This is a genomic window from Pseudomonas sp. JY-Q, assembly GCF_001655295.1.
Lineage (GTDB): Bacteria > Pseudomonadota > Gammaproteobacteria > Pseudomonadales > Pseudomonadaceae > Aquipseudomonas > Aquipseudomonas alloputida.
Genome location: NZ_CP011525.1, coordinates 1,913,863 through 1,936,646, shown reverse-complemented (window position 1 = coordinate 1,936,646; position 22,784 = coordinate 1,913,863). Strand labels below are relative to the sequence as shown.

Here is a 22,784-nt window from a genome sequence, read left to right as displayed (position 1 = left end):
CCCGGCTGCAACGATAAATTTACCCGCCGCCATTGGTGGTCGCCCCCCCGGATAGATTAAAGTATCCCCCCTTGCCAAGGCTGCTGCCTCACGCCGCCTCAGGCCCCTACCAGGAACCGTCGCCGATGGAACACCGTGAAGCGCTGATCGCGCTGCGCACTTTTCTTTCTACCCAGATCCTAGGCCAGGAGAAACTGGTCGAACGGCTGTTGATCGTGCTGCTGGCCGACGGCCACATGCTGGTCGAAGGGGCACCGGGCCTGGCCAAGACCAAAGCCATCAAAGAACTCGCAGAAGGCATCGAAGCGCAGTTCCATCGCATCCAGTTCACCCCCGACCTGCTCCCGGCCGACATCACCGGCACGGAGATTTACCGCCCGGAAACCGGCAGCTTCGTGTTCCAGCAGGGGCCTATCTTCCATAACCTGGTGCTGGCCGACGAAATCAACCGCGCACCGGCCAAGGTGCAGTCGGCGCTGCTCGAAGCCATGGCCGAGCGCCAGGTCAGCGTGGGCCGCAGCACCTATGACCTGTCGCCGCTGTTTCTGGTCATGGCCACGCAGAACCCGATCGAGCAGGAAGGCACCTACCCGCTGCCCGAAGCCCAGCTCGACCGCTTCCTGATGCATGTAAAAATCGGCTTCCCCGACGCCGCCGTAGAGCGGCGTATCCTGGCGCAGGCCCGGGGTGAAGCCCTAGGCGGCGAGACCAAGCCTGAGCGCCGGGTCAGCCAGCAGGCCATCTTCGCTGCGCGCAAGGAAATCCTTGGCCTGTACATGGCCGACGCAGTGGAGGAATACCTGGTGCAGCTGGTCATGGCCACCCGCACCCCGGCCAAGTTCGACACCGAGCTGGCCGACTGGATCGCCTACGGCGCCAGCCCGCGTGGCTCCATCTCGCTGGACCGCTGCGCGCGTGCCCACGCCTGGCTGGCCGGGCGCGACTTCGTCAGCCCCGAAGACATCCAGGCCGTGCTGTTCGACGTCCTGCGCCACCGCATCATCCTCTCGTTCGAGGCCGAGGCGGCAGGGATCGACCAGGACCGCGTAGTCCAGCGCATCCTCGACGTCGTCGCCGTTGCCTGACCCCATGCCCACTGCGCAGCTGGCCGAACACGGCATCCGCATTGGCCTTGCCGAGCTGATCGACATGCGCCACCGCGTGCGCGAAATCCAGCTGTTTTCCAAGCCCGGCCAGCGCAGCCCGCTGGTCGGCCTGCACCATTCCAGGCTGCGCGGGCGCGGCGTGGACTTCGACCAAGTGCGCGTTTACCAGGCCGGCGACGATGTGCGCAACATCGACTGGCGTGTCACTGCGCGTACCCAGGAGCCGCACACCAAGCTGTTCCACGAAGAACGCGAACGGCCGATCTTCATCCTCGTCGAACAAAGCCAACGGCTTTTCTTCGGTTCAGGGCTGATGTTCAAGTCCGTGCTGGCGGCCCAGGCGGCGGCGCTGTTCGGCTGGGCAGCGCTGGGCCACAACGACCGCATCGGCGGCTTGGTGTTCGGCGACAACGAACACCACGAGATCAAGCCCCGACGCAGCAAACAGAGCCTGCTGCAACTGCTCAACCGCTTGGCAAAGGTCAACCAGTCACTGCACACCGAAGCCATACCCGGGGCCGACAGCCTCGGCCTGGCCCTGCGCCGCGCCCGCGAAGTGCTGCGCCCCGGCAGCCTGGCCATCGTGATCTGCGATGAGCGCTCGCTCAGCGCCCAGGTGGAACAGCACCTGGCCATGCTCTCACGGCATTGCGACCTGCTGTTGCTGCCGGTATCCGACCCACTCGACCACGCGTTGCCCGCCGCCGGCCTGCTGCGCTTCGCCCAGCGCAGCGCCCAGCTGGAGCTCGACACCCTCGACGCCAACCTGCGCCAGGCCTACCGCCAGCAGGCCGAGGCCCGCATCGAGCGCTGGGAGCTGATGGCGCAAAAGCTGAGGGTGGTGCTGATGCCACTGAGCACGCAAAGCGAAATGATCGAGCAACTGCGCGAGTACCTGAACGCCCAGCGGCCACGGAGCGCGTCATGAACCCGCTCGACCAGTTGCACCCACTGATCGCCCCGGCACCGGTCAGCCTGTGGCCACCCGCACCAGGCTGGTGGCTGCTGCTGGCCGTCCTGCCACTCCTGGGCTGGGGCCTGTGGCGGCTGCGCCGCTGGCGCCCGGGCAAACGCCGCATCGTGCGCGCCGAACAACCCCTGGACCCGGTACGCCTGGAGGCCTTGGCCGAGCTGGCCCGCCTGCCACGCCCGTATGACGGCGCCCCGGCCGGCGCCTGGCTGCAACAGATCAACGCCTTGCTCAAACGCCTGTGCCGCAACCACTACCCAGGCGCCAACAGTCACACCCTCAACGGCCGCCAGTGGCTGGCCTTTCTCGACAACCGCTGCCCGGCCGCCGGCCTGACCCGCTGGATGGTACTGGTCGAAGGCGCCTATAAACCCGAGTGCAAGCTCGATGACAAGGCCATCGCCGGGCTCAGCCAAGCCGTCGAAACCTGGATCCGCAAGCATGTTTGAACTGGCCTGGCCGTGGGTCTTCGCCCTGTTGCCGCTGCCATGGCTGGTGCGCCTGCTGCTGCCCGCCGCCGACAGCGGTGAACCGGTGCTCAAGGTGGGCTTCCTCAACGAGCTGGAAGGCCTGGCCGGGCGCCGCGCACGGCTCAACCTGCCCACCTGGCGCCAGCAGGCACCGTTCGTCGTCATCTGGCTGTTGCTGCTGTGCGCCGCCGCTCGCCCGCAATGGCTGGGCGAACCAGTGCCGATCGCCGCCAGCGGCCGCGACCTGCTGGTGGCGGTGGACGTGTCCGGGTCGATGGACTTCCCCGACATGCAGTGGAAGAACGAGGACATCAGCCGCCTCGACCTGGTCAAGGCGCTGATGGGCGACTTCCTGCAAGACCGTGAAGGCGACCGTGTGGGCCTGATCCTGTTCGGCAGCCAGGCCTACCTGCAGGCGCCGCTCACCTTTGACCGGCGCACCGTGCGCACCTTCCTCATCGAGGCGCAGATCGGCATCGCAGGCAAGAACACCGCCATCGGCGACGCCATTGGCCTGGCGGTCAAACGCCTGCGCGAACGCCCGGCACAAAGCCGGGTGCTGGTGCTGATCACGGACGGTGCCAACAACGGCGGGCAGATTCACCCGCTGACAGCCGCTCGCCTGGCGGCCCAGGAAGGCGTGCGCATCTACACCATCGGTATCGGCGCCAACCCCGAAGCCAGTGGCACCCCAGGCCTGCTCGGCCTCAACCCGAGCCTGGACCTGGACGAAGCCGCGCTCAAGGAAATTGCCGACATCACCCACGGCGCCTACTTCCGCGCCCATGATGGCGCCGAACTGGACGCTATCGGCGATACCCTCGACCAACTGGAGCCAGTAGCCCAGCAACCGACCCAGGCGCGCACAGCCCAGGCCCTGTACGCCTGGCCCCTGGCGCTGGCGCTGCTGCTCAGCGTGTTGCTGGTGGTAGCCGTGCAGTGGCCCGACAACCTGTTGCAGCGCCTGCTGCGCAAACCGCGCTTCCTGCAGCCGCACCCGGAATGGCGCCAGCGCTTGAAGCGCCTGCGTTTAAGGAGGCGGCGATGATCGACTTGTGGCCCCAATGGCTGCGCCCGCTCTGGCTGCTGGCGGTTCCCGTGCTCGGCTGGCTGCTGTACAAACTGTGGCACCGGCGCAAGCGTGCCGGGCGCTGGCAGATGATTCTGCCGCCCGCCTTCCATGGTGTACTGCTGGGTGGCGGCAGCGGCAGCACCAGCAAACTGCCGTGGGTGGCGCTGGGCCTCGCCTGGTTACTGGTGATCCTGGCGCTGCTCGGGCCCAGCTGGCAGCGGCTGGAAGAAAGCCGTCAGCGCCCGGCCGACCCCCTGGTGATCCTGCTTGAACTGACCCCGCAAATGCTCGCCGAGGACAGCCCGCCCAACCGCCTGGAACAGGCCCGGCGCAAGATCCTCGACCTGCTTGAACACCGCCGCGACAGCCAGACGGCGCTGGTGGTGTATGCCGGCTCCGCGCACACCCTGGTGCCGCTGTCCGACGACCTGGCCACCACCCGCAATTTGCTTGAGGCCATCGACCCGTCGATCATGCCAAAACCCGGCCAGCGTGCCGACCTGGCCGTGCAAAAAGGCCTGGCGCTGCTGGCCCAGAGCGGCCTCGGCCAAGGCCGCCTGCTGCTGGTAGGCTCGGCGCTCAGCGCCGCCGAGCGCCAGGGCATCACCCAGGCCCTCGGCCGCCAGGGCCCAAGCCTGCTGATGCTGGGCATCGGCAGCCGCGAAGGCGCCCCGGTGCGCCAGGCCAATGGCGAATACCTTAAAGACGACCAGGGCGGCATCCTCTTGCCTCGCCTGGACAGCGCCAGCCTGAAGGGTTTTATCAGCGGCACGGGCGGGCGCTACCGGCACGCCCGCATCGACGACCTCGACCTGCGTGGCCTGGGCCTGTTCGACAACCCGCGGAGCGGGCGCAATGACGGCCAGACCCTGCAACTGGACAGCTGGGCCGACCAAGGTTACTGGCTGCTGATTCCGTTGTTGCTGCTGGCCGCCTGCGCTGGCCGGCGCGGCTGGCTGTTCTGCCTGCCGCTGCTGCTGGCCTTGCCGCAGCCTAGCCAGGCTTTCGAGTTCAACGACCTGTGGCTGCGCCCCGACCAGCAAGGCCAGAAGCTGCTGGAGCAAAACCGCCCGGCCAGCGCTGCGCGTCACTTCCAGAACCCGCAATGGCGCGGCATGGCCCTGTACCAGGCCGGCGACTATGCCGGTGCCGCCGAGGCATTTTCCCAAGGCGACACTGCAGCAGCCCACTACAATCGAGGCAATGCTCTGGCCCACAGTGGCGAGCTGGACGCCGCCCTGGATGCCTACGAGCAAGCCCTGGAGCGCCAGCCCGACCTGCAGGCCGCGCTGGACAACCAGGCGCTGGTGCAGCAACTGCTGCAGCAACGTGAAGCCAAGGCCGAGGAACAACCGCCCGGCAGCGATGCCCAAGACACGCCCGGCAGCGAAACCGAAGGCAACAGCAGCTCGGCCAGCAGCCCGGCCCAAGGCACACCCGGCGACGACCAACAGGCCAGCCCCGAACAACCCGGCGAAAGCAGCAGCAACAGCCAGGCCGCCCCCGGCAACCAGGCCGGCGACGACAGTGTCATCCAGCCGCCACAGCGCCCGGTGTCGACCAGCCTCGACGGCGAACAGCGCCAAGCCCTGGAGCAATGGCTGCGGGAAATTCCCGACAACCCGGCAGAGCTGCTGCGACGCAAATTCTGGTATGAACAGCAATTGCATCAGGAAAAATCACGATGAGTCGCTTCGGCGTCTTTCTCCTCACCCTGCTATGGGCCGTACTGGCCCACGCCGAACCGCTGCTGCAGGCCAGCGTCGACCGCACCCGCCTGGAAGCGGGCGAAAGCCTGGAACTGACCCTGGAAAGCCAGGACGTCACCCAGTTCGGCAAGCCTGACCTGCGCGCCCTGGAAGGTGACTTCGAAGTGCGCGGCACGCGCCAGTTGAACAGCCTGCACACCCTGGACGGCGAAACCCGCGCCAGCACCCGCTGGATCATCACCCTGCTGCCACGGCGCAGCGGTAGCCTGCGCATTCCCGAGCTGCAGCTGGGCCAGTCACACAGCCAAGCCATCGAATTGCAAGTGCTGCAGGCCGATGCCAGCCGCCAGGACAACGCTCAGGTCTTCATCGAAGCGACCCTCGACAGCCATGACGTCTATGTCCAGGCCCAAGCCGTGCTGACCCTACGCATCTACCACTCGGTAGCGCTGTACGACGACAGCAGCCTCAGCCCACTGCAACTGGAGAACGCCAAGGTCGAGCCGCTGGGCGAGTCGCGCACGTATGAAAAGGAAATCAATGGTGTGCGTCATGGCGTGATCGAAACCCGCTATGCGGTATATGCCCAGCAAAGCGGCACCCTCGACATCCCGCCACTGACGTTCACCGCCACGGCAGCCGCCAGCAGCGACGAAGCAGCACAGGCCAATGGCACGGCCCGCGCCGGCCACCAGGTGCAGGTCAGCTCGCTGCCCTTGCGCCTCACGGTACGGCCGATTCCGGCAGCCTGGCCGGCTGGCTTGCCGTGGTTGCCCGCCAGCAGCCTGACCCTGGAAGAGCACTGGAGCCCCGATCCGGGCAGCCAGCAGGTACAGATTGGCGACTCGCTGACGCGCAACATCACCTTGCGTGCCGAAGGCTTGTCCAGCACCCAACTGCCGCCGCTGCCGGCCACAGAAATCATCGGCCTGCGCCGCTACCCTGACCAGCCGCTGCTGCGCAACGAAATCAGCGAACGGGGCATGACCGCCAACCGCGAAGAGCGCGAGGCCCTGGTGCCCACCCACAGCGGCACGCTGGCCTTGCCGGCGCTGGAAGTGGCCTGGTGGAACACCCGCGAAGACCACCTGGAGCACAGCAGCCTGCCGGCGCGCACGCTGAACGTGCTGGACAACCCGGCACTGAGCGCCGACACCCCGGTGGGCGACAACAGCAGCGCCAGCACCCTGCTATGGCCCTGGCAGCTGTCCACACTGGTGTTCGCCCTGACCACCGTGCTGGGTCTTGCCCTGTGGTGGCGCGCCCGTTCGCGGCCAGCGGTACTGCGCACCGCGCAGAACGGGCCAAGCCCACGTACCTTGCTGGACGACCTCAAGCGCGCGTGCCAAGCCAACGACCCCCAGGCTACGCGCCAGGCGCTGGATGCCTGGGCCCGGCAGCAACCGGAAACCCTGGCCGAGATGGCGGCGCGCTTCGTGCCGTTGTCGGATGCGCTGGATGGTTTGAACGGTGCGTTGTACAGCGAGAGTGGCCAGTATTGGCAGGGGGAGGATTTGTGGCGGGCGATTGGTACCATTCCGCCAGCTGAGCAGGTGTTGCTGCCGGCGGGCGAGAGCGGCAGCTTGCCGCCGCTCTATCCCAAGTGATGCGCAGTGGCTGGTTGCGAATTTTCAGCTCATGGCCGCCCCTGACCATGCTTGCCGAATGTACCAGCCGAGTCAGATGAACCGCTGCCCCTCGAACGGGTTCCAGCTCTGCTGCCCTTTGGCCTGCTTCAGGTAATAGGCCCGGTTGGTCAGGAAACTGTACAGAAACGCAAACCCCATGCTGATACCGTTATCCAGAGGACGCGGGATTTCGCTGCCCGTCGCCACCTCATAGACGCTCAGCAGCAGCCCGATGCCGATGATGATGGCCAGCATGACCAGGTTCTTCTTCCACAGCCCCAGCACGAACCAATAGATCGGGCCGAAGAAAAAGGCTATGAAATTGTTGTTGATCAGCAACTTCTTCCCGAATGGCAAGGCGCGGAATGCGGCTTTGTAGGACTCGGAGGTGGGGGCGCCGTACTGATCGAAGAAGGCGAAACGCTCCCGCCATTTTGGCTTGAGGTTATCCGGGGATGATTGGGTCTGAGGGATGCCTTCCATTGGTGACTCCTGTGATTGTCGTCCGTGGGTTTCGAATAGCCGTGATCATGGCCGTTTTGGAGGGTAAATCAGCCTACTTTTGAGGGCAAGCTTGATCCCTGGTGCAAAGCGAGAGCCAGCTCACAGAACGTTCAAGGCGGAAATGGCCGAGCGTGTGCTCGACGCTTTGCCGCGACACGTCCGTGGGGCAAACCGAGATGAGCGACACCCTGCTATCAATGTCAGCTTTTCATGGAACCAACGTGGCAACCCGCGTCAACGCCTGGAGTCGCAGGACGCTACCGCGATAAGCCAATGCCATCCATGAACAAGGGGTTTAATGCGCGGGCTTGCCTGTAGGACAACCAGCACCGTGCGCCTATGAGATCAAGCGCTGAACTTTCGGGCCGCACAGCGGCCCCGTGCTTGGGTTACCATACCGCCCTTGCGCAACACCCATCACCCAAGCCAAGCCCTCGCTTGCTCGACTCGACACCAACAGGTCATCCATGCGTCTGTTTCATACCTCCGACTGGCACCTGGGCCAAAGCCTGCACGGCCAGGAACGCGACTTCGAACACGCCTGCTTCCTCGACTGGCTGCTCGGCCAGCTGCGCCTGCGCCAGCCGGATGCGCTGCTGATTGCGGGCGACATCTTCGACACCGTCAACCCACCCGTCAAAGCCCAGGAACGCCTCTACGACTTCATCGTCCAGGCCCATGAGCAACAGCCCAAGCTGGACATTGTGATGATCGCCGGCAACCACGACTCCGGTTCCCGCATCGAGCTGCCCGCCGCACTCATGCGCCGCCTGCGCACCCATGCGTTGGGCCGTGTGCACTGGCTGGACGAGGGTCAGCTGGATGCCGAGCGCCTGTTGATTCCGTTGACCAACGGCCGGGGCAAGGTCGCTGCCTGGTGCCTGGCCCTGCCCTTCCTGCGGCCGGCCGAAGTCACCGGCCCGCAGCTGGGTGACGATTACCTGCAAGGCATCACCCAGGTGCACCAGCAACTGATCGCCGCCGCCCTGAAGAAACGCAAGAAAGACCAGGCGCTGATCGCCATCAGCCACGCGCACATGGCCGGTGGCGCGGTGTCGGAAGACTCCGAACGCAGCCTGATCATCGGCAACGCCGAGGCACTGCCGGCCAAGCTGTTCGACAAAGCTATCAGCTACGTCGCCCTGGGCCATCTGCACAAGCCGCAGAAGGTCAACCGCGAAGAACGCATCCGCTACAGCGGCTCGCCAATCCCGCTGTCGTTCGCCGAAATCAACTACCCGCACCAGGTCCTGGAAGTGGAGCTGGACGGCAACGGCCTGGTCAGCGTCGAGCCACGCCCCGTACCACGCGCCGTGGCCCTGCAACGGGTGGGCCCGGCACCACTGGGCGAGCTGTTGCAGCAACTGGCCGACCTGCCCGTGGTCGACCTGCTTGAAGACCCCAACCGCCAGCCCTGGCTGGAGGTGCGGGTGATGCTCGACGAGCCGCAACCCGACCTGCGCCAGCAGATCGAAACCGCGCTTGAAGGCAAGGCGGTACGGCTGATCCGCATCAGCGCCGAGTACGCCGGCCGCAACAATGCCGAGGACGATGACCTGGCCTTTGTCGAACTGGCCCAGATGACCCCGCAAGACCTGTTCAGCCGCGCCTGGGAGCAAGCCTACGGCAACCCCGCCGACGAGCAGGCGCTGGCCGACTTCGCCCTGCTGTTGCAGGACGTGCAGCAGGAAGAGGAACAGCCATGAAGATTCTCGCCATCCGCCTGAAGAACCTGGCATCGCTGGCCGGCCCGATCGACATCGATTTCACCGCAGAACCGTTGGCCAGCGCTGGCCTGTTCGCCATCACCGGGCCTACCGGTGCGGGCAAGAGCACCTTGCTTGACGCCCTGTGCCTGGCGCTGTTCGGCACCGTGCCGCGCCTCAATGCCATCGGCCGTGAGGCCAAGGTGCCGGACGCCGACGGCGACATCCCCACCTCCGACCCGCGCAACCTGCTGCGCCGTGGCACCGGCAGCGGGTTTGCCGAGGTCGATTTCGTCGGCATCGACGGCCGCCGCTACCGCGCCCGCTGGGAAGCCAACCGCGCCCGCGACAAGGCCAATGGCAAACTGCAGCACAGCCGTCAAAGCTTCTACGACCTCGACAGCGAGCAAGTGCTCGGCAGTGGCAAGAACGAATACAAGCAACTGGTCGAAGCCCGTCTGGGCCTGAACTTCGAACAGTTCACCCGTGCGGTGATGCTGGCCCAGAGCGAGTTCGGCGCGTTCCTCAAGGCCGACGACAAAGACCGTAGCGAGTTGCTGGAAAAGCTCACCAACACCGCGATCTACACCCGCCTGGGCCAGCGTGCCTTCAGCAAGGCGCGCGAAGCCGGCGAGGCGCACAACGCCCTGAAAGAACGCGCCAGCCATCTACTGCCGATGGCTGCCGAGGCCCGTACCGAGCTCGACCAGCGCCTGGAGCAGGCGCAGCAGCAGTTCAAGGCCGACCAGGCCGGCGAGCGCCAACTGGAGCAGCAACGCAACTGGCTGAATGAACAACGCCAGCTACAGGCCCAACACACCGAAGCCAGCACCACGCTGCAGGCTGCCGAACTGGACTGGCAACAGCTGGCCGAACCACGCCTGGACCTGGCACGTCTGGAGCGCCTGGCCCCACAGCGTCACCAGTTCCACCGCCGACAGGCCCTGAGCGCACAGCTGGCGCCAGTGGCCGCGAAAATGGCCGAACAGCAACAGCAGCAAGCCGAACTGCAGGTGCGCACCCGCGAGCTCGAACAGGCGCTGGACACTGCGCGCCAAGCGCTTGCCGACCGCCAGGCCCAGCACAGCGAGAACGCGCCGCGCCTGCGCCAGGCCTTTGCCGCGCAGGACAGTCTGGCACGCCTGGACCAGGAGCTGGCCGCCCAGCGCAGCATCAGCCAACAGGCCCAACAACAGGTCGCTGACGGCCAGCAGCAACTGCAGCAGCTGGAAGACAACCAGCAGCGCAGCGTGCAGCAACTGGCGCAGATCGACACCGCGCTTGCCGACAGCCAGCACCTGGCGGGCCTGGCCAATGCCTGGCACGCCTACCTGCCGCAGCTGAAACAGGTGATGCTGATCGGTGGCCGCCTGACCAAGGGCCGAGAAGAGCTACCCGGCTTGCAGGCCCAGGCCAGCCAGGCCAATGCGCACCTGCAGGCCGAGCGCGACGCCTACGACCTGTTGTTCCGTGAAGCCAAGGCCGAACCCCAGGCCCTGGCCGAACAGATCGACCTGCTCGGCGGCATGCTGCAGGACAACCGCAAACAGCAGCGCGCCGTAGAAGAAATGTCACGCCTGCACGGCCGTGAACAGGAGCTGCGCCAGCAGCTGGATGCCCTGCGCGAACGGCAGCAGCAGGCCATGCTGCAACGCCAGCAACTGATTACCGAAGGCACCGCCGCCAAGGCCGAGCTGGAGGCCGCCGAGCAGGCGTTGATCCTCACCCGTCAACTGCTGGAACGGCAACGCCTGGCACGCAACACCAGCGTCGAAGAGCTGCGTGACCAACTGCGTGACGGCGAACCCTGCCCGGTCTGTGGCAGCGCCGAACACCCCTTCCATCAGCCAGAAGCGCTGCTGCAGAGCCTGGGTCGCCATGACCAGGCCGAAGAGCACGCCGCGCAGAAGCAGGTCGAAACGCTCAACAACAAGCTGGTGGAGCTGCGTACCCAGCTGGGTGTGGTCAATGCCCAGCTCAAGGACTTTCAGCAGCAACAGCAGCAACTGGGCGAACAGTTGCAACCGCTGGTGGCTCAGGTACAGGCACACAGCCTATGGCCAGCCCTCGCCCCGCAGGACGACAAAGCCCGTAGCACCTGGCTCGACAGCCAGCTGCGTCGCCTGGATGAAGAAATCAGCCAGGACGAGAAACGCCAGAGCGCCCTGCTGGCCCTGCAAAAAGACGCCGCCCGCCTGAACCAGCAATTGCAGGCGGCCCACGACGCCCAGCAACAGGCCCAACGCCATCTGGAGCAACAGCACCAGGCCTTGGCCAACGATGAGCAACTGTTGCAGCAAGGCCTGAACGACCTGGCCGGCGTACTGCCAGAGGAAGCGCTCAAGGCCCTCAACGACGACCCGGCCAATGCCTTCCTCGCCCTCGACCAGCAGATTGCCCAGCGCCTGCAGCAACTGGAACAGCGCAAGGACGAACAGGAAGAACAGCAAGCCCGGCAAGCCCAGCTGGACAAACTGCGCGATCAGCAACAGGCGCGCGTGCAAGGCCTGCAGCAGTTGCAACACACGCTCGCGGCCCTCGACGAACAGCGCCAGCAGGCCCAGGCGTCGCTCGGCGAGCTGCTAGGCGAACATGCCAGTGCCGAAGCCTGGCAGCAGCATATGGAAGCCACGCTGGAACAAGCCCGCGCCCTCGATGCCGACACCGCCCAGCGCCTGCAAGATCTGCGCACCCAAGGCGTGCAACTGGCCAGCGAGCTCAAGGCCAATACCCAGCAACAACAGGCACTGGATGCCGAATGCCAACAGTTGCAGGCCCAGATCGCCCAGTGGCGCAGCGAGCATCCGGAACTGGACGATGCCGGCCTCGATCGCCTGCTGGCCATGGATGACGCGCAAGTCAATGAATTGCGCCAGCGTTTGCAAGGCGCGGAAAAAGCCATCGAGCAGGGCCGCGTGCTGCTGCAGGAACGTGAGCAGCGCCTGCAACAACACGCCGCACAAATGACCGTGGACACCTCGGCCGAAGCCTTGGAACACGCCCTGACCGAGCTGCGCGGGCGGCTGGTCAACCATGAGCAGCAATGCGCCGAATTGCGTGCACAACAGGCCGACGATCAGCGCCGGCAGCAGGCCCACCAGGCGCTGGCGGCAGAAATCGAACAGGCCCACCAGCAGTGGCAACGCTGGGCCCGCCTCAATGCCCTGATCGGTTCGGCCTCCGGTGATGTGTTCCGCAAGATCGCCCAAGGCTACAACCTTGATCTGCTGCTGCACCACGCCAACGCCCAGCTACGTCAGCTGGCCCGTCGCTACCGCCTCAAGCGCGGCGGCAGCGCCCTTGGCCTGCTGGTGCTGGACACCGAGATGGGCGACGAACTGCGTTCGGTGCACTCGTTGTCGGGCGGGGAAACCTTCCTGGTGTCGCTGGCCCTGGCGCTGGGCCTGGCGTCGATGGCGTCCAGCACCTTGCGTATCGAGTCGCTGTTCATCGACGAAGGCTTCGGCAGCCTCGACCCCGAGTCGCTGCAACTGGCAATGGACGCCCTCGACGGCTTGCAAGCCCAGGGCCGCAAAGTGGCGGTGATTTCCCACGTACAGGAAATGCACGAGCGCATCCCGGTCCAGATCCAGGTGCGGCGCCAGGGTAATGGCCTCAGTGACGTGGAGGTGTGCGGGTGATCCTCTACTCGTTCCGCCGCTGCCCGTGGGCCATGCGTGCGCGCCTGGCCCTGCGCTATGCCGGCTGCGAGGTGGAAATCTGCGAGGTGGCGATGAAGAACAAGCCGGCAGAGCTGCTGGCCTTGTCGCCCAAGGGCACGGTACCGGTGCTGGATACCGGTGCCGAGGTACTGGAAGAGAGCCTGGACATCATGCGCTGGGCGCTGACGCAAAACGACCCGCAGGATTGGCGGCTACAGGCCAACCCTGCGGCTGCGCAGCAGGCTGAAACACTGATTGCACGCAATGACACCACGTTCAAGGCGCACGTGAACCTGTACAAGTATGCCGAACGTTACCCGGAGCATTCCCGCGAGCATTACCGCCAGCAGGCCGAGGCCTGGCTGGCGGAGCTCGAAGGCTTGCTGGTGGGGCGGGCTTACCTGCTGGCCGACCACCCGAGCATGGCCGATGCCGCGTTGCTGCCCCTGATGCGCCAGTTTGCCGGGGTCGAACCGCAGTGGTTCGCCGAGGCGGCTTATCCGCGTGTGCGGAGCTGGCTGGAGGGGTGGCTGGCTTCGGAGCTGTTCAGGTCAGTGATGGCCAAATAAGTTCACGCGATACCTTGCAGGAGCGGCCTTGTGTCGCGACAGGGGCCGCTCCTACAGGACACCGCACAAGGCTCAGTGGTGGTGCTTGCCACTCAGGGCCGCATGGAAATTGGCGCTCTGGCGCAGGTACTGCTCGGTGTAGCTGTGGGTGGCAGAAGCCTTGCTGCTGTCGGCATGGGCATGCGCTGGCAGTACGACCGATGCGGAAATGGCGGATGCGGCAATAACCGGGAAGAGATTGAAGTTCATCTGGGCTGACCTCGACGGCGGTGGTTTGACGGTGGCCCTTTTGGGCCTTGGGTCAAACTTACGCCGCCGAGGCCGCACGCAAAAATTCATTGCGGCAGTACCGATTATCACGCTGATCGATATCACTCGATGAACTTGAGGTCCGAGGGTGCATCCTGCTTCAGCGTCTGCACCGTCTCCAGCAGCTTGCCACTGCGCGGATCGCGACGTATCACCACGATCTGGTTGCTCTTCTGGTTGGCCACCAGCAGGAAGTTGTCACTCGGGTCCAGGGCAAACTCCCGAGGGTGATCACCTTCTACCGGGCGACGCTGCAGGAACGTCAACTGGCCGTCCTGCTTGCCCACGCTGAACGCCACAATTTCATTGGCTGTGCCACGGTTGCTCACGTACAGGAAGCGCCCGTCCGCCGACAGGTGCAAGCCACCTGCTGCCTTCGCTGCGGCCTCCTGGCGCTCGGTCAGGGGTAAGCGCTGGCGTTCAACCAGGTTGCCGTCCTGCACATCGAACATCACCACCTCGGCGTTCATTTCCAGGGTGAGGTAGGCGTGCCGGCCCTTGGCGTCGAACAGCAAGTGACGCGGACCGCTGCCCGGCGGCAAGGCCACGGACGCAGGTATCGCCGCTGTCAGCGGGTGGTCCGCACTGGCACCGTCGTAGCGGTAGATGAACACCTTGTCGGCACCCAGGTCGCTGGCATACAGGTGCTGGCCATCCGGCGACAGCACCAGCGAATGCACGTGGGCGCCGGCCTGGCGCTCAGGGTTGACCCCGCTCGCCTTATGCCGGGCCTGTTGCACCACGGGCTTGAGCGTGCCGTCCTTGGCCACCGGGATCACCACCAGGCTGCCACCGGGGTCGGGGTTGACCGCGTAGTTGGCCACAAACAGGTAGCGCTGGTCACGGCTGAGGCTGGCGTGGGTGGGCTCGTCGCCCTGGGTGACCACTTGGTTGAGCGGCTTGATTTCGCCGTTGCTGCTGATGCTGAAACTGCTGGCATGGCCCTGCGGGGTCTCATTCACCGCGAACAGCTGACGCTGGTCGGCCGACAGCACCAGCCACGAAGGGCTGACGCTTTTCACCACCTGCAGGGGCGTGGGGCCGATTTGGCCGGCCTTGTCGTCGAAATGGTAGCGGTAGATACCCTGGCTGGCGCCATCGGTGTAGCTGCCCACCAGCAAGGTGGCGGCGTGGGCAGAGATTGTCAGGCTCATCAGGCTAGCGGTCAGCAGGCTCGTCCAGGTCCGGTTCATCTTGGTCATCATCCGGGGCACGAAAGGCACTCATACAGACTAGCCGATGCTCGCCGTTGGCATCGTTGAGTTGCCATTCATCGCCGGTGGCGATAGCGGCGGCGACCTGTTCGGGGGTGAAGGACCAGCGGCGAAGCTGGCGGCCGTCCATGCATTCGACGGTGAGACCGGATGCGTCGGCGGTGAAATCGAAGGCATGCAGGCCGTCAATCAGGAGCATGTCGCAGGACTGCAGGGCGGTGGCGAGGGGGGACATGGGGGTACCTGTGGAAGATGTGGCGGCATTATAACCCTGGTGCTGCTTTGCAGCCCAATCGCGACACAAGGCTGCCTCCACACGGGAACGCGAACCTAGTGGAGGAGCGGCCTTGTGTCGCGATTGGGCCGCAATGCGGCCCCCTTGCGATTCAATGGGCGAAAATCGAGCCCCCCTCCTTGCCCACCATCTTCTCCGGCTTGATCAGGAACCGTGCCAGCGCCGGCAGCAGCCACAGTGCGCCAAACATGTTCCACAGCAGCATGAAGGTCAGCATCAGCCCCATATCAGCCTGGAACTTAATTGCCGAGAAGATCCAGGTGCACACGCCGATGGCCAGGCACAAGCCAGTGAACAACACGGCTTTACCCGTCGAGCGCAGGGTCTGGTAATAGGCCTCCTGCAACGGCAGCCCCGCACGCAGGAAGCTTTCCAGGCGGCTGTAGATATAGATGCCATAGTCCACGCCAATGCCCACCCCCAACGCCACCACCGGCAAGGTCGCCACCTTCACCCCGATGCCCATATAGGCCATCAGCGCGTTGCCCAGCACCGAGGTCAGCACCAGGGGCAGCACGATGCACAGCGTGGCGGCGAACGAGCGGAAGGTGATCAGGCACATCACTGCCACGCAGATGTACACCAGGATCAGGATGGTCAGCTCGGCCGACTTGATCACTTCGTTGGTCGCTGCCTCGATACCGGCGTTGCCCGCCGCCAGCAGGAACTGCAGGCCTTCCTTGTCATGGCTGTCGGCAAACGCCTTGGCCACGGCGGTGACGCGCTCCAGCGTTTCAGCCTTGTGGTCATTGAGGAACACCAGCACGGGTGCCAATGAGCAGTCGCCGTTGTAAAGGCCGTCAGCCCGGGCGATGGAGTTGTTGAGGATGTCCGGGTTACGCGACAGGGTTTCCCATTTCAGGCTGCCCTCGTTCATGCCCTTGATCACCTGTTTGGAAACGGTGACCAGGGAAATCGCCGACTGTACGCCAGGGGTGTTTTCCATGGTCCACATCAGCTCGTCGATCGGCGCCATGGTCGAGTGGACCGAGCACTTCTCCGACGGCGTCTTGACCATGATCACCAGCACATCGGAACTGGTCGAGTAGTTGCTGATGATGAAGTTGTTGTCCTGGTTGTAGCGTGAGTCGGGGCGCAGCTCCGGTGCGCCCTGGTCGAGGTCGCCGATCTTCAGGTTCTGGCTGTACCACAAGCCCCCGGCGAAGGCGAGCAGCGCCAGCACCACCGACACCGGCGCTACCTTGGCACTGGCGAAGTTCGACAACAGGCGCCAGAACGGGTGCTCGCGGGTCGCGTCTTTCTTGCTGCGTTCGATGGCCTTCTTGCTGATGCCCACGTAGGAGATGGCCACCGGCAACAGGATCAGGTTGGTGAACACGATCACCGCCACGCCGATGGAGGCGCCGATGGCCAATTCGCGAATCACCCCGATGTCGATGATCAGCAGGGTAATGAAGCCCACCGCGTCGGCAAGGATGGCGATCATTCCCGGCAGGAACAACTGACGGAAAGTGCGCCGGGCAGCGGTAAGGGCGTTGTCGGCGTCACTCGACTGCAGGGCGATGCCGTTGATCTTCTGCACCCCGTGGGAAATGCCGATGGCGAAGATCAGGAACGGCACCAGCATCGAGTACGGGTCCAGGCCAAAGCCCACCGCATGCATCAGCCCCAGCTGCCAGACCACCGCCACCAGCGTGGTGATGAGCACGGCGACAGTGCTGCGGATGCACCAGGTAAACCAGTACAACAGCACCCAGGTGATCACCAGGGCGACGCCGAAGAACATCGCCACCATCACCAGGCCATCGATCAGGTCACCGACCTTCTTGGCAAAGCCGACGATGTGGATTTTTACATTGGGGTTCTGCGCCTGGAACTTGTCACGGATCTTCTCTTCCAGCAGGTGAGAGAACTGCTGATAGTCCAGCTTCACCTGTTTGCCCGGGTCCTGCGGGTCGGGGTAGCTCTCCAGCAGCGGCACGTCGACGATGCTGGACTTGAAGTTGTTGCCTACCAGGCGCCCCACCTGGCCTGACTTGAGCACGTTGTCGCGCAGGGTATCGAGGCTGTCCTGCGACCCGTTGTAGGTGTTAGGGATGACCTCGCCACCGGAAAACCCCTCTTCGGTGACCTCGCTCCAGCGCACGCTGGGGCTCCACAGTGACTTCAGCCCGGCCCGATCGACACCCGGGATGTAGAACACTTCGTCATGGATCTGACGCAGGGTCTCCATGTAGTCCTTGTCGAAGATGTCACCGTTCACCGCCTCCACCGAGATGCGCACGGTGTTGCCGAGGTTGGCCAGGTCGTTGCGGTGCTCCATCATCTGCTCAATGAACGGATGCTGCAGTGGGATCATCTTCTCGAAGCTGGTGGAGGGGCGAATCTGCGTGGCCTGCCAGAACAGGAAAATGCTGACCAGCACGCACAGGGCGATGACCACTGGGCGGTTGTTGAAGATCAGACGTTCGAGCAGCGTGGCCTTGTCCTGGTGATGCGGATGCATGGCAATGCTCTCCCTGCTGGTCATGGGCGCACCTCCCGGGCAGCCTGATCAGCCCCTTCGGCGCTGGCCAGGTGCACACCCCCCTGCCCCACCAGCAGCAGGCCGCCGTTGGCCAGGCCACTGACGCCGGCCAGGGCCAGGCGGTCGGCACGGTTGTACACGCTGAAGGTCTGGCCGTCGTCCGTGCTGCGCAGCACGCTGCCACCATTGCCGACCAGCACCAGGCTGCCATCATCGACAAGCGTAGCGCCTGCCAGGCCGAACTCCAGGGTACCGCGCGCGGCCTTGAGTTCGATCGGCTGCCAGCTGTCACCGAAGTCGCTGGAGCGGAACAGGTTGCCGCGAAGGCCGTAGGCCAGCAGGGTCTGCGGCTTGGCGGTGCCGATCACGCCGAACAACGAGCCCTCGTAGGGGCCCTGGACCTTGGCCCAGGTCTGGCCGTTGTCGGTGGAGCGGAACATGCCGCCCTGCTCACCCACGATGAACAGGCCGGCATCGCGCACGTGGGCGATACCGTTCAGGTGCAGCTGGTCCGGGTTGTCCAGCCGCTCGGCCACATCCTGCCAGTGCTGCCCACCATCGGTGGTTTCCAGCAAGGCACCATAGGCCCCCACGGCAAAGCCGTGCTGGGCGTCAAGGAAGGTGACATCAAGCAAGGGCGCTTCACGGGCGAGGTCTTCGAACTGCTTGCTCCAGGTGGCGCCGCCGTCGCTGCTGGCGAGGATCTGCGCGTCATGGCCGACGGCCCAGCCACGCTTGTCGTCGAGGAAAAACACAGCAGTGAGCAATTGCCGGGTGGGTACCCGGGCCTGGGTCCAGGTACTGCCTTGGTCGTCGGAGAACAGAATGTGGCCGCGATCACCCACCACCACCAGGCGCTTGCCGGCATGGGTGGCGTCGATCAACAGGCTTTGGCTGGCCTTGGCCGATTCGGTGGAGTATTCGTCGGCGGCCGCGGCCTGGGCGCTGTCTGCCCACACCCCCAATGCCAATGCCAGCATCGCGCTGGCTGCCCATGGCCAGGCACCACGCCTGGCTGGCGTACGCAACTGTTCCCTCATGACTGCCCCCTTGTTGTGTTCTTTTTGGTGGGTCAATGCATTGCAGGCTTTGCAAAAAGCCTGATCTAGAGGCCTGCAATCGCTTGAGGGGATCGTAGCGGGGATGTTTGCGGGAAGACAACGGGCGGGGTGTTATGTTTTGTTGTCGGCCGGGGAAAACCGGGGCCGCTGGGCGGCCCTTCGCGGGTGAACCCGCTCCTACAAGGTTACGCCCCTCTGTAGGAGCGGGTTCACCCGCGAAGGGCTGCAAAGCAGCCCCAATTCACAACAATTACGCCAGACTCTTGCTCACAACCTCATACACATCACTGGACAGCTCACCCGAAGCCAGAATCCGCTCCAGCTCACCCTTCATCAGCGCCTGACGCGCATCGTCATACTTGCGCCAGCGGGTCAGCGGCGCCAGTTGCCGCGAGGCAATCTGCGGATTCAGCGCATTCAGCTCGATCACCAGGTCCGCCAGGAAGCGATACCCGGAGCCATCGGCAGCATGGAAGTTGACCAGGTTCTGCCCGGCAAAGGCACCGATCAGCGCACGCACCTTGTTCGGGTTCTTCAGGGTGAACGCCGGGTGCTGCATCAATGCCTTGACCCGCGCCAGCCCACCCGGCAGCGTGCTGGCCGCCTGCACGCTGAACCATTGGTCCATGACCAACGGGTTGTCCTTGAAGTGCTCGGCAAACGCCGCCAGCGCTTTGGCGCGCTCGGCCTCGAACGGCGAGTTGACCAGTACCGCCAGCGCGGTAAGGCGCTCGGTCATGTTGTCGCAGTGCTCGAACTGCTCCAGGGTCGCCTCCAGCACCTGTTGCTTACCACTCTGCATCAGGTACGACAGGGCAATGTTCTGCAGGCTGCGGCGGGCAAAGTGCTTGGCCTCGGCCACATAGGCAGTACTGCGCGACACTGCACGGTTGGCCTGGTAACGCGCCCACAGGGCGTCGAACAAGTGTTCGGCGATCTGCTGGCGTGCGAACTCGCGGGCGGCGTGGATGGCGTCGACGTCGGCCACCTGGCTGATCTCGGTAAGGTACGCCTCACCTGGCAGCGAGAGCATTTCGGCCACCATGGCAGGGTCCAGCGATTCGTTGCCCAGCACAGTGCCCAGGGCGGTGATCAGGCGCTGGTCGAGCTTCAGGGCTTCACCGCGTTGATGCTGGCCGATCAGTTCCTGCAGTACCTGCACCGACAGCTGCTGGCCCGCTTCCCAGCGGTTGAAGCCGTCGCTGTCGTGCTGCATCAGGAACATCAGCTGGTCGCGGTCATACGGGAAGCTCAGCTTCACCGGGGCGCTGAAGCCACGCAGCAGCGACGGCAGCGGCTTGGCCTGAATGCCCTGGAAGGTGAAGGTTTGCTCGGCCTCGGTCACCGACAGCACGCGGCTGGTCCCTTGAGCGGCGTCTTCGCCCGCCAACTGCAGCGGCAGGTCATTGCCGGCGGCATCCAGCAGGCCCAGCTCCACCGGGATCACGAACGGCAGTTTCTCGGCCTTGTCCGGGGTCTGCGGGCAGCTCTGGCGGAACGTCAGGCTGTAGGTCTGCGCGGCGGCGTCATACGCCTCGCTGACCTCCAGACGCGGGGTACCCGCCTGGCTGTACCAGCGCTTGAACTGGGTAAAGTCGACGCCGTTGGCGTCTTCCATGGCCTTGATGAAGTCGTCGGTGGTTACCGCCTGGCCATCGTGACGTTCAAAGTACAGGTCGCTGCCTTTACGGAAGCCTTCGGTACCCAGCAGGGTACGGACCATGCGCACCACTTCGGCGCCCTTCTCGTAGACGGTCAGGGTGTAGAAGTTGGAGATTTCAATGAAGCTGTCCGGGCGCACCGGGTGGGCCATGGGGCCGGCGTCTTCGGCGAACTGGTGGGTGCGCAGGTAGGCGACGTCTTCGATGCGCTTGACCGTGCGCGAGTTCATGTCGGCACTGAACTCGGCATCGCGGAACACCGTGAAGCCTTCCTTCAGCGACAGCTGGAACCAGTCACGGCAGGTGACACGGTTGCCCGACCAGTTGTGGAAGTACTCGTGGGCGACCACCCCTTCGACGCGCTGGTGCGCAGCATCGGTGGCGGTTTCGGCGCGGGCCAGCACACAGCTGGAGTTGAAGATGTTCAGGCCCTTGTTTTCCATGGCGCCCATGTTGAAGTCATTGACCGCAACAATCATGAAGATGTCCAGGTCGTACTCGCGGCCATAGACTTCTTCGTCCCAGCGCATGGACTTTTTCAGGCTGACCATGGCGTGGTCGCACTTGTCGATGTTCTCGGGCTCGACGTAGATGCGCAGGGTCACCTCACGGCCGGACTGGCGGGTGAAGCTGTCTTCAACGCACCACAGGTCACCGGCCACCAGGGCGAACAGGTAGGCCGGCTTCATGAACGGGTCTTCCCAGGTCGCCCAGTGACGGCCGTCTTCGGCCGGCCCGCTGCCGATCGGGTTGCCGTTCGACAGCAAGACCGGGTAGCGATGCTGCTCGGCGATGACCGTGGTGGTGAAGGTGCTCATCACGTCCGGGCGGTCGAGGTAGTAGGTGATCTTGCGGAAGCCCTCGGCCTCGCACTGGGTGCAGAACATCTTGCCCGACTTGTACAGGCCTTCCAGGGCGGTGTTGCTTTCCGGGTGGATCTTCACGCTGGTGTCGAGGGTGAAGCGCTCGGCCTTGGGCTGCACGGTCAGGCTGTCGGCGTCGAGCCGGTAGTCGCCTGGCTGCAGTTCCTGGTCATCCAGCGAGGCGCGCAGCAGTTCCAGCTGCTGGCCATCGAGTTCCAGTGGCGGCAGGCCAGCACCGCGTGCCGGGTTGCGGCGCATGACCAGTTGCGCGTGAACCAGCGTGTGGTCCTCGAACAGCTCGAAGGTCAGGTGCGTCTCGTCGATCAGGTACTCCGGCGCCTGGTAATCCTTGAGGTAGATCACTTGCGGTTGTTCGGTACGCATGTGCAGGTCCTTTTTACTGGAGCACGGCCAACTGGTAGGCCGTGTACTTGCGAATATTGATCACACCGGTGTCGAAGATCAGGTACTGGCCCTTGATGCCCAGCAGCGTGCCCTCGGCCACCGGGTCCTTGTCGAGGTTGAAGCTGACAATCTTCTTCGGGTACGCCTCGACCGGGTAGTTCATCTGCACCACTTCGGCGTCCGGCAGCGGCTGGATCGCCTGCAGGCCAAAGCGCCCCTGCAGCTCGCGCAGGCCGTCGGCGCAGGCTTCGAAGACCTGCTCCCGGATGGCCGGCAGGTCGAGCACCTCGGCATCGCCCTTGAGCAGCGCGCGCCAGTTGGTACGGTCCGGCACCTGGCTGCGCAGCACGTCTTCGACCAGGCCCGATTGCTGCCGGGTGGCCACGCGCATGATCGGCAACGCCTGGCTGGCGCCCTGGTCGAGCCAGCGGGTGGGCAGCTGGGTGGCACGGGTGATGCCGACCTTGATCCCCGACGAATTGGCCAGGTAGACGACGTGGTCGGTCATGCAGAACTGTTCGCCCCACGACGGCTCCCGGCAGGTGCCGGCGTCGTAGTGGCATTTTTCCGGGGCCATGATGCACACATCGCACTGGGCCAGCTTGGTCATGCACGGGTAGCAGTAACCCTGGCTGAAGCTGGTCTTGGTGCGCTTGCCGCAATGGCTGCAATGAATGGCGCCGAGGTATTCCAGGCGCAGGCGCTGGCCGATCATGGGGTTGACCGGCACCTGCGTGTCATCCAGGCGGAAGCTGTACTGCACCACCGGTGCCTGCAGGCTTACCGCCATCTTGCTCAACGAGCCACGTGCGAGTTCGATCAATGTACCGAGTCCGACTTGAACAGAATGTTGGCAATGGGCGCGGACTTCGACGCGCATTCCTGAGGGCCCATGTAGCCGGTGCGCTGGTCTTCAGGCAGGTTCTTCATCTCCCAGGCGATGACCGCCTGCAGCGACAGCTCTTTCTGCTCGGCGGTGAGCTTGCGGCCATCGGACCATTTGCCGATTTCCACGGCCAGTTTCAGGCTCTGGTAGATTTCCGGGGTAATGTTTTCAATCATTTGCGCGAAAGTGGACATAGTGTCTCCTGA

Annotated in this window: 18 protein-coding genes; 9 read left to right on the top strand and 9 right to left on the bottom strand. The window is 64.6% G+C overall.

Translation table 11 applies throughout. From position 1 onward, the window contains the following. The first annotated feature begins 125 nt into the window (after positions 1-125). From AA098_RS08705 to AA098_RS08680, 6 genes are read left to right on the top strand one after another with little or no spacing between them, the layout of a single operon-like run. On the top strand, positions 126-1,085 hold the full coding sequence (locus tag AA098_RS08705) for a MoxR family ATPase (RefSeq protein WP_003247242.1): 960 nt from the start codon (positions 126-128) through the stop codon (positions 1,083-1,085). Positions 1,086-1,089: 4 nt separating this feature from the next. Then, on the top strand, positions 1,090-2,034 hold the full coding sequence (locus tag AA098_RS08700) for a DUF58 domain-containing protein (RefSeq protein WP_004577431.1): 945 nt from the start codon (positions 1,090-1,092) through the stop codon (positions 2,032-2,034). Continuing rightward, positions 2,031-2,525, top strand: a complete 495-nt coding sequence (locus AA098_RS08695) for a DUF4381 domain-containing protein (RefSeq protein WP_003247240.1) — start codon at positions 2,031-2,033, stop codon at positions 2,523-2,525. The genes AA098_RS08700 and AA098_RS08695 overlap by 4 nt, the downstream gene beginning before the upstream one ends. After that, positions 2,518-3,594, top strand: a complete 1,077-nt coding sequence (locus AA098_RS08690; RefSeq protein WP_014860951.1) for a VWA domain-containing protein — start codon at positions 2,518-2,520, stop codon at positions 3,592-3,594. The genes AA098_RS08695 and AA098_RS08690 overlap by 8 nt, the downstream gene beginning before the upstream one ends. Further along, positions 3,591-5,306: a tetratricopeptide repeat protein gene (locus tag AA098_RS08685; RefSeq protein WP_014860950.1), complete on the top strand. Its 1,716-nt coding sequence runs from the start codon at positions 3,591-3,593 to the stop codon at positions 5,304-5,306. Before AA098_RS08690 ends, AA098_RS08685 begins: the two co-directional genes overlap by 4 nt. After that, a complete protein-coding gene (locus AA098_RS08680) occupies positions 5,303-6,934 on the top strand; it encodes a BatD family protein (protein WP_003247237.1) in 1,632 nt (543 codons plus the stop codon). Before AA098_RS08685 ends, AA098_RS08680 begins: the two co-directional genes overlap by 4 nt. Positions 6,935-7,006: 72 nt before the next feature. On the opposite strand, the gene AA098_RS08675 is transcribed toward AA098_RS08680, so the two are convergent. Continuing rightward, on the bottom strand, positions 7,007-7,438 hold the full coding sequence (locus AA098_RS08675; RefSeq protein ID WP_003247236.1) for a DUF2628 domain-containing protein: 432 nt from the start codon (positions 7,436-7,438) through the stop codon (positions 7,007-7,009). Between the two features lie 488 nt (positions 7,439-7,926). Between AA098_RS08675 and AA098_RS08670 the strand changes: the two genes are divergently transcribed. The 3 genes from AA098_RS08670 to AA098_RS08660 are packed head-to-tail and all read left to right on the top strand — an operon-like array spanning position 7,927 to position 13,396. After that, the gene (locus AA098_RS08670) at positions 7,927-9,165 is read left to right on the top strand and encodes an exonuclease SbcCD subunit D C-terminal domain-containing protein (RefSeq protein ID WP_003247235.1); all 1,239 of its coding nucleotides are present in this window, start codon (positions 7,927-7,929) and stop codon (positions 9,163-9,165) included. After that, positions 9,162-12,806: an AAA family ATPase gene (locus AA098_RS08665; RefSeq protein WP_003247234.1), complete on the top strand. Its 3,645-nt coding sequence runs from the start codon at positions 9,162-9,164 to the stop codon at positions 12,804-12,806. The genes AA098_RS08670 and AA098_RS08665 overlap by 4 nt, the downstream gene beginning before the upstream one ends. After that, positions 12,803-13,396, top strand: a complete 594-nt coding sequence (locus tag AA098_RS08660; protein ID WP_003247233.1) for a glutathione S-transferase — start codon at positions 12,803-12,805, stop codon at positions 13,394-13,396. Before AA098_RS08665 ends, AA098_RS08660 begins: the two co-directional genes overlap by 4 nt. 72 nt (positions 13,397-13,468) lie before the next feature. Here AA098_RS08660 and AA098_RS29455 read toward each other — a convergent pair whose 3' ends face one another. The 8 genes from AA098_RS29455 to AA098_RS08625 all read right to left on the bottom strand — a co-directional run bounded on the left by AA098_RS29455 (position 13,469) and on the right by AA098_RS08625 (position 22,772). Beyond that, positions 13,469-13,645 carry a hypothetical protein gene (locus tag AA098_RS29455; protein WP_003247232.1) on the bottom strand — a complete coding sequence of 59 codons (177 nt, stop codon included), beginning with the start codon at positions 13,643-13,645 and terminating at the stop codon, positions 13,469-13,471. Positions 13,646-13,767: 122 nt separating this feature from the next. Beyond that, positions 13,768-14,898, bottom strand: a complete 1,131-nt coding sequence (locus AA098_RS08655) for a lactonase family protein (protein WP_004577428.1) — start codon at positions 14,896-14,898, stop codon at positions 13,768-13,770. After that, positions 14,864-15,154 carry a DUF5629 family protein gene (locus AA098_RS08650; RefSeq protein ID WP_004577427.1) on the bottom strand — a complete coding sequence of 97 codons (291 nt, stop codon included), beginning with the start codon at positions 15,152-15,154 and terminating at the stop codon, positions 14,864-14,866. The genes AA098_RS08655 and AA098_RS08650 overlap by 35 nt, the downstream gene beginning before the upstream one ends. Positions 15,155-15,305: 151 nt before the next feature. Next, entirely contained in the window at positions 15,306-17,705 is a 2,400-nt protein-coding gene (locus AA098_RS08645) for an RND family transporter (RefSeq protein ID WP_003247228.1), read from the bottom strand. Then, positions 17,702-18,742 (bottom strand): YCF48-related protein, encoded by a 1,041-nt coding sequence (locus tag AA098_RS08640; RefSeq protein ID WP_054889381.1) that lies wholly within the window; start codon positions 18,740-18,742, stop codon positions 17,702-17,704. The genes AA098_RS08645 and AA098_RS08640 overlap by 4 nt, the downstream gene beginning before the upstream one ends. A 271-nt stretch (positions 18,743-19,013) precedes the next feature. Continuing rightward, positions 19,014-21,671 carry an aminopeptidase N gene (pepN, locus tag AA098_RS08635; RefSeq protein ID WP_004577425.1) on the bottom strand — a complete coding sequence of 886 codons (2,658 nt, stop codon included), beginning with the start codon at positions 21,669-21,671 and terminating at the stop codon, positions 19,014-19,016. A 13-nt stretch (positions 21,672-21,684) separates the two neighbouring features. Next, positions 21,685-22,515 carry a DUF2797 domain-containing protein gene (locus AA098_RS08630; protein ID WP_003247225.1) on the bottom strand — a complete coding sequence of 277 codons (831 nt, stop codon included), beginning with the start codon at positions 22,513-22,515 and terminating at the stop codon, positions 21,685-21,687. Continuing rightward, entirely contained in the window at positions 22,512-22,772 is a 261-nt protein-coding gene (locus tag AA098_RS08625; protein WP_003247224.1) for a YeaC family protein, read from the bottom strand. The genes AA098_RS08630 and AA098_RS08625 overlap by 4 nt, the downstream gene beginning before the upstream one ends. Between the last annotated feature and the right edge of the window lie 12 nt (positions 22,773-22,784).

What these genes read in the sequence shown, in the direction of transcription:
- AA098_RS08665 (WP_003247234.1), top strand. Translation starts at nt 9,162, where the DNA reads ATGAAGATTCTCGCCATCCGCCTGAAGAACCTGGCATCGCTGGCCGGC.
- AA098_RS08640 (WP_054889381.1), bottom strand. Translation starts at nt 18,742, where the DNA reads ATGAGGGAACAGTTGCGTACGCCAGCCAGGCGTGGTGCCTGGCCATGG.
- AA098_RS08625 (WP_003247224.1), bottom strand. Translation starts at nt 22,772, where the DNA reads ATGTCCACTTTCGCGCAAATGATTGAAAACATTACCCCGGAAATCTAC.
- AA098_RS08655 (WP_004577428.1), bottom strand. Translation starts at nt 14,898, where the DNA reads ATGAACCGGACCTGGACGAGCCTGCTGACCGCTAGCCTGATGAGCCTG.
- AA098_RS08705 (WP_003247242.1), top strand. Translation starts at nt 126, where the DNA reads ATGGAACACCGTGAAGCGCTGATCGCGCTGCGCACTTTTCTTTCTACC.
- AA098_RS08690 (WP_014860951.1), top strand. Translation starts at nt 2,518, where the DNA reads ATGTTTGAACTGGCCTGGCCGTGGGTCTTCGCCCTGTTGCCGCTGCCA.
- AA098_RS08675 (WP_003247236.1), bottom strand. Translation starts at nt 7,438, where the DNA reads ATGGAAGGCATCCCTCAGACCCAATCATCCCCGGATAACCTCAAGCCA.
- AA098_RS08670 (WP_003247235.1), top strand. Translation starts at nt 7,927, where the DNA reads ATGCGTCTGTTTCATACCTCCGACTGGCACCTGGGCCAAAGCCTGCAC.
- AA098_RS08650 (WP_004577427.1), bottom strand. Translation starts at nt 15,154, where the DNA reads ATGTCCCCCCTCGCCACCGCCCTGCAGTCCTGCGACATGCTCCTGATT.
- AA098_RS29455 (WP_003247232.1), bottom strand. Translation starts at nt 13,645, where the DNA reads ATGAACTTCAATCTCTTCCCGGTTATTGCCGCATCCGCCATTTCCGCA.
- AA098_RS08695 (WP_003247240.1), top strand. Translation starts at nt 2,031, where the DNA reads ATGAACCCGCTCGACCAGTTGCACCCACTGATCGCCCCGGCACCGGTC.
- AA098_RS08700 (WP_004577431.1), top strand. Translation starts at nt 1,090, where the DNA reads ATGCCCACTGCGCAGCTGGCCGAACACGGCATCCGCATTGGCCTTGCC.
- AA098_RS08680 (WP_003247237.1), top strand. Translation starts at nt 5,303, where the DNA reads ATGAGTCGCTTCGGCGTCTTTCTCCTCACCCTGCTATGGGCCGTACTG.
- AA098_RS08645 (WP_003247228.1), bottom strand. Translation starts at nt 17,705, where the DNA reads ATGACCAGCAGGGAGAGCATTGCCATGCATCCGCATCACCAGGACAAG.
- pepN (WP_004577425.1), bottom strand. Translation starts at nt 21,671, where the DNA reads ATGCGTACCGAACAACCGCAAGTGATCTACCTCAAGGATTACCAGGCG.
- AA098_RS08685 (WP_014860950.1), top strand. Translation starts at nt 3,591, where the DNA reads ATGATCGACTTGTGGCCCCAATGGCTGCGCCCGCTCTGGCTGCTGGCG.